Raw genomic sequence first — 8,097 nt, forward strand, 5'->3', positions numbered from 1 at the left:
CCGAACCCCGGGAGGCGGACGGGCGATGCGTTTGCGCCGCCCCCGGCTCTTGCTTCCCGTCGCGATCGCCATCGTCGCGATCGTCGCTTTGTTCTTCCTGTTCGCCGGCTTCTATACCGACTATCTGTGGTTCGACAACATCGGCAAGGCGCGGGTGTTCTCGGGCATCCTGCTGACGCAGATCGTCTTGTTCGTGGTCGGCGCCCTGCTGATGGTCGGCATCGTCGGCGGCAACATGCTGCTGGCCTTCCGCATGCGGCCGATGTTCGGGCCCGCGATGTTCGGCGGGGCCAGCGGGGCCGACCGCTACCGGATGGCGCTCGACCCGCACCGAAAGCTGATCTTCATCGTCGGGATGGCGGTGCTCGCGCTGTTCGCGGGCTCGCAGTCGGCGGGGCAGTGGAAGACGTGGATGCAGTTCGCCAACGGCGCGGACTTCGGCGAGAAGGACCAGCTCTTCGGGCTGGACATCTCCTTCTTCACCTTCGACTACCCGTTCATCCGGATGGTGCTGAACTTCCTGTTCACCGCCGTGATCCTCGCGATCATCCTGGCGACCGTCACGCACTACCTGTACGGGGGTTTCCGGCTCCAGTCGCCCGGCGTCCACGCCTCCCGGGCCGCCCGCGCCCACCTGTCGATCCTGCTGGGCCTGTTCGTGCTGCTGAAGGCCGTCGCCTACTGGCTTGACCGCTACGGCCTGGTCTTCTCCGACCGCGGCTTCGTCCACGGCGCCTCCTACACCGACGTCAACGCGGTGCTCCCGGCCAAGACCATCCTGGCCGTCATCGCGCTGATCTGCGCGGCGATGTTCTTCGTGGGCGTCGTGCGGGCCGGCGGCATGCTGCCCGGCGTCTCCTTCGGCCTGCTGGTGCTGTCGGCCGTCCTCATCGGCGGGGTCTACCCGGCGCTGGTCGAGCAGTTCCAGGTCAAGCCCAACCAGCAGGCCAAGGAGTCGGAGTACATCAAGCGCAACATCGAGGCCACCCGCAAGGCGTACGACATCGACGACGTCGAGGTCCTCGCCTACGAGGCCCAGGCCGACGCCTCCAAGGTGCGGGGCAACGGCGACACCTCGGTGTCCGGCGTGCGCCTGCTGGACCCGTCGCTGGTCTCCAAGACCTTCCAGCAGACGCAGCGCATCCGCGGCTTCTACGACTTCCCCGAGCAGCTCGACGTCGACCGCTACCCCGACGGCAACGGCAAGCTCGTCGACCACGTCGTCGCGGTGCGCGAGCTGACGGGCCCGCCGGCCGAGCAGGACAACTGGATCAACCGGCACCTGGTCTACACCCACGGCTACGGCTTCGTCTCCGCGCCCGGCAACCAGGTCAGCGCCGACGGCCTGCCCGACTACGACGCCAAGGACATGCCGGTCTCCGGCTCGCTGGTCACCCAGACCAAGCTCCAGGAGCCGCGGGTCTACTTCGGCGAGCAGGGCGCGGCCGAGTACGTCATCGCCGGCGGCAACCCCAACCGGCCGCAGGAGCTCGACTACCCGGAAAGCGCCGGCACCGGCCAGAAGAACTTCAGCTACACGGGCAAGGGCGGCGTGCCGCTCGGCTCGTTCTTCAACCGCCTGGTCTTCGCCGCCAAGTACGGCGAGGTCAACATCCTGCTGTCGGGCGACATCAACGACTCCTCCAAGATCCTCTACGTGCGCAACCCGCGCGAGCGGATCGAGAAGGTGGCGCCGTTCCTCACCCTCGACGGCAACCCCTACCCGGTGATCGCCGACGGGCGGATCAAGTGGATCGTGGACGCCTACACCACGTCCAACGACTACCCCTACTCCCAGAGCGAGAGCCTGGGCGAGATGACCCGCGACGCCGTCGTCGAGCGCCGCCTCGCCGCCGCCCAGCCCCGCGACCGGATCAACTACATCCGCAACTCGGTCAAGGCGGTCGTCGACGCCTACGACGGCAGCGTCACCCTCTACGCCTGGGACGACAAGGACCCGATCCTGCGGACCTGGAGCAACGCCTTCCCCGGCGTCATCAGGCCCGCCGCGGAGATGAGCCCGGAGCTGCGCAGCCACGTCCGCTACCCGGAGGACCTGTTCAAGGTCCAGCGCCACCAGCTCGCGCGCTACCACATCGAGGACGCCGGGGCCTTCTACAGCGGCCAGGACTTCTGGAACGTCCCGCGCGACCCGTCGGCGGGCACCCAGGACATCAAGCAGCCGCCGTACTACCTGACGACCACCATGCCGGACGTCTCCGAGCCGCGGTTCTCGCTGACCACCACCTACGTCCCGCGGCAGGGCCCCAACCTGGCGGCGTTCATGGCCGTCGACTCCACACCGGGCGATGACTACGGCAAGCTCCGCATCCTGCGCATGCCGTCCAACACCGCCATCCCCGGCCCGGGGCAGGCGCAGAACAACTTCCAGAACAAGTTCTCCGGCGAGCTCAACCTGCTCGGCCTGGGCAACGCCACGGTCCGCTACGGCAACCTGCTCACGCTTCCCTACGCGGGCGGCCTGGTCTACGTCGAACCGGTCTACGTCCAGTCCACCGCGGGCACCGGCCAGGAGCCCTACCCGATCCTGAAGCGGGTGCTGGTCTCCTTCGGCAACAAGATCGGCTCGGCCGACCGCCTCGAGCAGGCGTTGCAGCAGGTCTTCGGCGACGCCCAGAACCAGCAGCAGCAGCCCCCGCCGAACCAGCAGCAACAGCCTCCCACGCAGACGGCGCCGCAGCTGTCGCAGGCGATCGAGAACGTCCGCAAGGCCTTCCAGGAGTCGCAGGACGCGCTCAAGGAGGTCCCGCCGAACTGGCAGAAGTACGGCGATGCTCAGCGGCGGCTGCAGGAGGCGCTGAACGCTCTCGACCGGTTGAAGACCCAGCCGGCGCCCACGAGCACCCCGTCGCCGACCGCATCACCGACCGCATCGCCGACGGCGTCGCCGACGGCAAGCCCTTCCCCGACGGCGACGGGCGGCGGCTAGCTCCTTGATTTGCGTGCACCCCGCGGGGCCGATAGTCTTTAGACACACGCCAACGCGGGGTGGAGCAGTTCGGTAGCTCGCTGGGCTCATAACCCAGAGGTCGTAGGTTCAAATCCTACCCCCGCTACCAGGGAAAACGCCCTTCCGGAGATGATCCGGAAGGGCGTTTTCCGTTATCGATGCCAATGGGATTTGTTCTGCGGTCCGGGCGGCGAAGTGATGCCCGGCTGTGGCGGGTTCAGGCGATCAGCAGGCGAAGGCCGAGCTCCGCTGCGTCGAGATCGACGAGGTCTTGGTTGCGTTCGGCCCAACGACCGGATGCGAGGTCATCACGAAGGCTGTGTACTGCGCGCTGCTCGACGGCTGGCCCGACTCTGGCCCAGACCGATACTCCGCGACGGACATTCTCGTCCAGGTATGCCTCCGGCCGGCGCCAGTAGGCTTCGAAGAAGCCGTCAGCGCAGTCCCACGGGATGAGCACCGGTTCGATCCGGGCTCCGATCGCGCGGGCCAGCTCTATCAGCGAAGGCCGGCCGGCAAGAAGGTCCGCAACCTCAGGCAGGTAGTCGCGAGTAAGCCAGAACCGATGGCGCCATCCGGCGTCACTGGTGTCGTGCGTGAACACCACCACGCGGCGAGCAACGCGCCTCATCTCGCGCAGGCCGGCAATCGGGTCCTGCCAGTGATGGACGGAGGCAACAGCCATCGCGGCGTCGAAGGACTGATCATCGAACGGCGGGCTCTCGGCAGATCCAACCAGGCACGGCGCCGCATCCGGAAGGCGCTGCGAACGCATGACCGCCGACGGTTCCACCGCGAGGACGTAGCGGTCAGAGGGCTCGTAGGACCCGGTGCCCGCCCCGACATTCAGTATGGTTCGGGCGTCGCCGAGCGCAGCCCAGATCCGCGCAGCGATGCGCGGTTCAGTGCGCCGTGTCACGGTGTAGGTGGCTCCGATAGTGTCGTACAACGGCGCGTTTGACATTGACTGTGCCTTTCTGGCTGTCACTATCGTCGTCCCCGCACCGCGCCTCTAGCCTGGGAGGTGTCACTGCGCGGGATGTTGCTTGAGCGCTATTTGACCATATTGATCGGCAGTCTTTTCGATCTCGACCGAGGCGAGCGTTCCGCCGATGATCAGATCCGCGAGGGTTGTCGGACCTGGCGGTCTGCTTCGAGGTCGGCCTGAACGTACTGCTTCATGGTGAAGGCCACGTCAGAGTGCCCGATGCGCTTGCTGAGCGCCTTCCAGTCGATCTTCGCGTCTCTGCCGGCCGTGGCGTAGCTGTGCCGTACGTCGTGAAGGTCGATGTCCGGGAGTCCGGCCTTCTGGGCGAGGCGCTTGAAGCGCCGGATGATCGTGTCCGGGTGCGGTGGCTTGCCGTTCTCCCGGCAGAACAGCAGGCCGTGATCCTGGTAGTCGGCCCCGGACTCCTTGGCCTCCTGATCCAGCATCTCGACGTGTCGGGTCAGCGCGGCCAGGGTGAAGGGATCGAGGGCAAGCGTGCGCTGAGCGTTCTCGGTCTTGCCGTCCGACTCGACGACCTTGCCGTCGACGACCACACGGGTTGTCTCGATCGTAAGAGTTCCGGCATCCAAGTCCAGGCCGTCACGACGGGCGCCCGCCAGCTCGCACCGCCGTAGGCCGGAGGTGGCTTCCAAGACCTACAGCGCGTAGAACCGGTCCGGCCGCGCCTGGTCGAGGAAGGTCCTGAGCTGAGCGACCGTCCAGACCGTACGGCCTTGCCGGGGCACGCGAGGTGGATGCGCGTCCGACACCACATTGCGGCTCACCCAGGACCAAGCCGCGAAACGGAGGCGGGCAAACCATCACTTGACGTAGCCGCCGAGCAGCGCTCGCCACGTCCGCCGTATCTCGCGAACCAACCAGGCGTCTGACTCCCAGACAGCGCCGCCGGTGGTCTTGCGGATGAAGGCCAGGCCCGCCGCTTCGCACAGTTCGTAGACCTCCGCCGCACACTCACAGGTCCACTCGATCACGCGGATACGGCCAGTGACGTACGGCTCCCGCCACACCAGGTCACGGCAGCCGGGCTGAGGCCGTGCCGGATGCGGGCTGAGGCAGGACGATCTCGTTTTCATGACGTCGCCGACGTCCAGCGCAGGAATCCCGCGTCATCGAGCTCAACTCGGACGAGAACACGGATGGACGAGTCATCCGGTTGCAGGCCGTACGTGAAGATCCGGCGAGAGATCCGCCCCCACGCCGGACGGCCAGCAGCGCGAAGGGCATCGGCGAGCCGCTGCATGGCCGTGCTCTGGAGCTGGTTCGTCCCGCAGGGGCCGATGACGTCGGAGTCCCGGAGCACTTCCCACTCGTAGACGACGGCTATGGGATCATGCGGCCACACCGGTACCACCACACCAAATGCATTCGGTCTCGGATTCGGCCAGCATCGAATTGTCGAGGCGGGAGATCGCGGCCTCACCCCGCATGGTCACGAGTTTCCAGCCCCGCCCTTGGCAGGAGGAGCACGGCAGTTCGGCCTGCTCGCTGGTCTCTGTGCTCGTCATACGATCCAGCGTGGCCGTTTCGCTTTTCCCAGCCCATCGCCGCGCGGTATCCCTTGACGGGATAGGTGATCGTGGGGTCACGATGGAATCGCTCTTTGTCGCGAGGCCAGCATGAAGGGAAATCCGCCTGAATGCCCGAGATTCCCGACTCTCTGTGGCAACGTCCCGACATGCTTGCCGCCCTCAGAGGTCGCGACATCGGCTCTGTCTTTTGCCTTGTTCGCCAATACGCGGGAATGTCGCAAACGCACATCGGCAGCGTGACCGGCATGAGCCAAGGCAAGGTCAGCGCCATCATGAGCGGAAACCAGCAGGTCACGGCGTTCGAGGTGGTCGAGCGTGTGGCCGATGGACTCGGCATGCCGGACGCGGCCCGGATGGCGCTCGGGCTTGCCCCGCGTACCGCGCTCACCTTGGCTATCCCATCGCAGGACGACCGTCCGGCAGTTTCCACACGTGCCGTGGATCTCGTCCAGCGAGGAGGGGCCGAGACGAACGTGCGACGCCGTGAGTTCGTCGGTCTGGCGGGGGCCGCGTTGTTCAGCGCCGCCCTCGGCCCGGCCGAGCAGGCATCCCCCGATGGCATCGAGGACCTGGCCGCCGCCCTGGTCAGCTTCCCTGCGCCGGGTGACGAACTCCCTGACTTGGCGCCTTTGGCCCGCGCCGTGGCCGCGGCCAAGCAGAGCTACCAGGCGTGTCGGTACGGCGACGTCGTCAGCATGCTGCCGTCGTTGCTTCGCTCGCTGCGCGTGGCCTGCACGGTGCTCGAAGGGGACGCCCGGCTGAAGGCGCACGCGCTGACGGCCGAGGCGTATCACGTGGCCGCATCCATTCTGATCAAGCAGGAGGACAAGGGCCTTGCCTGGCTTGCGGCCGATCGCAGCGTCCAAGCGGCTCATGCGTCCGAGAGTCCGCTGATGATCGGTTCCAGCGCGCGGATCATCACGCACGCGCTCATGGATGGTGGTCACCACAGGGCAGCCGTCAGTACGGCTTCCACCGCCGCCCAACGCATGGACGCTGAGCTTTCCGGCCCGACACCGGATGATCTGTCGGTCTATGGCTCATTGCTGTTGCGCGGCGCCGTCGCAGCGGCTCAGCAGGCCAATCGGCATACGGCTGTCGAGCTCCTGGACGAGGCCGCCGAGGCGGGGAAGCGGCTTGGCCACGACGGCAACCACATGTGGACCGCGTTCGGTCCGAACAACGTCCTGTGCCACCGCGTGAACGTCGCGCTCACGATGGGCGATGCGGGCACGGCCGTCGAGTACGCCCGCAAGGTCAACATCGACGCCCTACCGATCAACGAGCGCAAGGCGACGCTTCTTCTCGACACCGCCCGCGCGTTCCTCACGTGGGGCAAGCACGACCGTGCCCTCTATGTCATGCGCGCGGCCGGCGACATCGCCCCCGAGGAGATCACGGTCCGGCCTGCGACCCTCCGGCTTGTCCGTGATCTACTAAAGACCGCGCCCGCCAGCGTCCGTCGCGAGGCGCGTGAGTACGCGGAATCCCTGGGAGTCTCGGCTTGAGTAGTGAGGGCAAGGTCCTCTACATCATCGTGTGCGCAGCGGGGCCGGCCAAGGACGTCGGCCGCCTCGTGGCCATGGCCCAAGACGAAGGCTGGACCGTCCAGGTCATCGCCACACCTTCCGCGCTCGACTTCATCGACGTGGCCGCGCTGGAGAAACAGACGGGCCGGCCAGTACGCAGCCAGTACCGGAAGCCCCACGAGCCCAAATCACCGAGAGCTGACGCCATCATCGTGGCCCCTGCCACTTATAACACCATTAACAAGTTTGCTGGAGGGATCTCTGACACCTATGCTCTTGGAATCCTCGCGGAGGCTCCGGGCATAGGAATCCCTGTAGTTGTCCTTCCCTTTGTGAACGCTGCACTCGCAGGTAGAACTGCGTTTCGTCAAGCAGTCTCCACCCTGCGCGCTGAGGGCGTTCACGTGCTCATCGGCCCAGGGCAGTTCGAGCCGCACCCGCCGAGCACGGGCGCAGATCGAGTGAACGATTACCCATGGCGTCTGGCCATCGAGACTCTCGCCGGGGAGTTCTGATCACTTCGGCATCCAGGGAAGCGGTACGAAGGCTGCGATACCGCCCAAGATAGCAACGAACCCTCCAACGGTGGCCAAGCAGTCGCGTGGCTGCGTCCACAAGCCGCGATTTATCTTGCCCCATTTACTTCGGGCGAACCGCATTTTGAACTTTTGCCACCTGTGTTGACGGAGATGACATCCCAAGAGCAACCCGTATGCATTCTGGCGGCAGGCTGTTCCGTCGCGATTCACAGCCCCACACCACACCGGCATGCGAAAGAAGAAGAAGTAAGCAGATACTGCTGCGAGTCCAGCTAACAGCATTGGGGCGACTCCCGGTATCCAGCCGAGAAGACCAGCGATGAGCGCTAAGAACGGGACGAAACCCCAGTACTTACCCAAACTGCTGTTCTTCGTGGTCTTACCCTTGGTCGCCATGGTCGGAAAGTTATCGGGCTATCCCCTCATGGACCAGCTAAGTCTGTGCTGCCGAACAAGTCAGTCGAACAGTGCTTGACAGCTAAGCGGCATTCCAGAAGTTCCGCTTGTAACCGGCGGGCAG

General features: G+C 65.9%; 8 protein-coding genes and 1 tRNA gene. 4 read left to right on the forward strand and 5 right to left on the reverse strand.

The genetic code is table 11. The annotated features are described in order from the left end of the window. Positions 1-25 precede the first annotated feature (25 nt). Both BSB02_RS05870 and BSB02_RS05875 read left to right on the forward strand, forming a co-directional pair. A complete protein-coding gene (locus BSB02_RS05870) occupies positions 26-2,950 on the forward strand; it encodes a UPF0182 family protein (RefSeq protein WP_084957558.1) in 2,925 nt (974 codons plus the stop codon). Between the two features lie 53 nt (positions 2,951-3,003). After that, positions 3,004-3,080, forward strand: a tRNA-Met gene (locus tag BSB02_RS05875). 108 nt (positions 3,081-3,188) lie between these two features. Here the strand turns inward: BSB02_RS05875 and BSB02_RS05880 are convergent. From BSB02_RS05880 to BSB02_RS40470, 5 genes are all read right to left on the reverse strand, one after another. Then, positions 3,189-3,920, reverse strand: coding sequence for a class I SAM-dependent methyltransferase (locus tag BSB02_RS05880; protein ID WP_206184522.1), 732 nt, complete (start codon positions 3,918-3,920; stop codon positions 3,189-3,191). A gap of 167 nt (positions 3,921-4,087) precedes the next feature. Continuing rightward, entirely contained in the window at positions 4,088-4,612 is a 525-nt protein-coding gene (locus tag BSB02_RS05885; protein ID WP_084957560.1) for a site-specific integrase, read from the reverse strand. Between the two features lie 3 nt (positions 4,613-4,615). Next, a complete protein-coding gene (locus BSB02_RS42900; RefSeq protein WP_276206310.1) occupies positions 4,616-4,744 on the reverse strand; it encodes a hypothetical protein in 129 nt (42 codons plus the stop codon). 36 nt (positions 4,745-4,780) lie between these two features. Further along, complete coding sequence (locus BSB02_RS40465) at positions 4,781-4,951, reverse strand: hypothetical protein (protein ID WP_158088559.1); 171 nt, start codon at positions 4,949-4,951, stop codon at positions 4,781-4,783. Between the two features lie 357 nt (positions 4,952-5,308). After that, the gene (locus BSB02_RS40470) at positions 5,309-5,485 is read right to left on the reverse strand and encodes a hypothetical protein (protein WP_158088560.1); all 177 of its coding nucleotides are present in this window, start codon (positions 5,483-5,485) and stop codon (positions 5,309-5,311) included. Between the two features lie 170 nt (positions 5,486-5,655). On the opposite strand from BSB02_RS40470, the gene BSB02_RS05900 reads away from it, so the two are divergent. Next, positions 5,656-7,017, forward strand: coding sequence for a helix-turn-helix domain-containing protein (locus BSB02_RS05900; RefSeq protein WP_158088561.1), 1,362 nt, complete (start codon positions 5,656-5,658; stop codon positions 7,015-7,017). Beyond that, positions 7,014-7,553 (forward strand): flavoprotein, encoded by a 540-nt coding sequence (locus tag BSB02_RS05905; protein WP_084957568.1) that lies wholly within the window; start codon positions 7,014-7,016, stop codon positions 7,551-7,553. Before BSB02_RS05900 ends, BSB02_RS05905 begins: the two co-directional genes overlap by 4 nt. The last annotated feature ends 544 nt before the right edge of the window (positions 7,554-8,097 follow it).

Origin of the sequence: Thermoactinospora rubra, from assembly GCF_002093975.1 — a bacterium.
Classification (GTDB): domain Bacteria; phylum Actinomycetota; class Actinomycetes; order Streptosporangiales; family Streptosporangiaceae; genus Nonomuraea; species Nonomuraea rubra_A.

Bases quoted from the DNA above. Each gene is read 5' to 3' on its own strand.
- BSB02_RS40470 (WP_158088560.1), bottom strand. From the start codon at position 5,485: ATGACGAGCACAGAGACCAGCGAGCAGGCCGAACTGCCGTGCTCCTCC.
- BSB02_RS05870 (WP_084957558.1), top strand. From the start codon at position 26: ATGCGTTTGCGCCGCCCCCGGCTCTTGCTTCCCGTCGCGATCGCCATC.
- BSB02_RS05900 (WP_158088561.1), top strand. From the start codon at position 5,656: ATGCTTGCCGCCCTCAGAGGTCGCGACATCGGCTCTGTCTTTTGCCTT.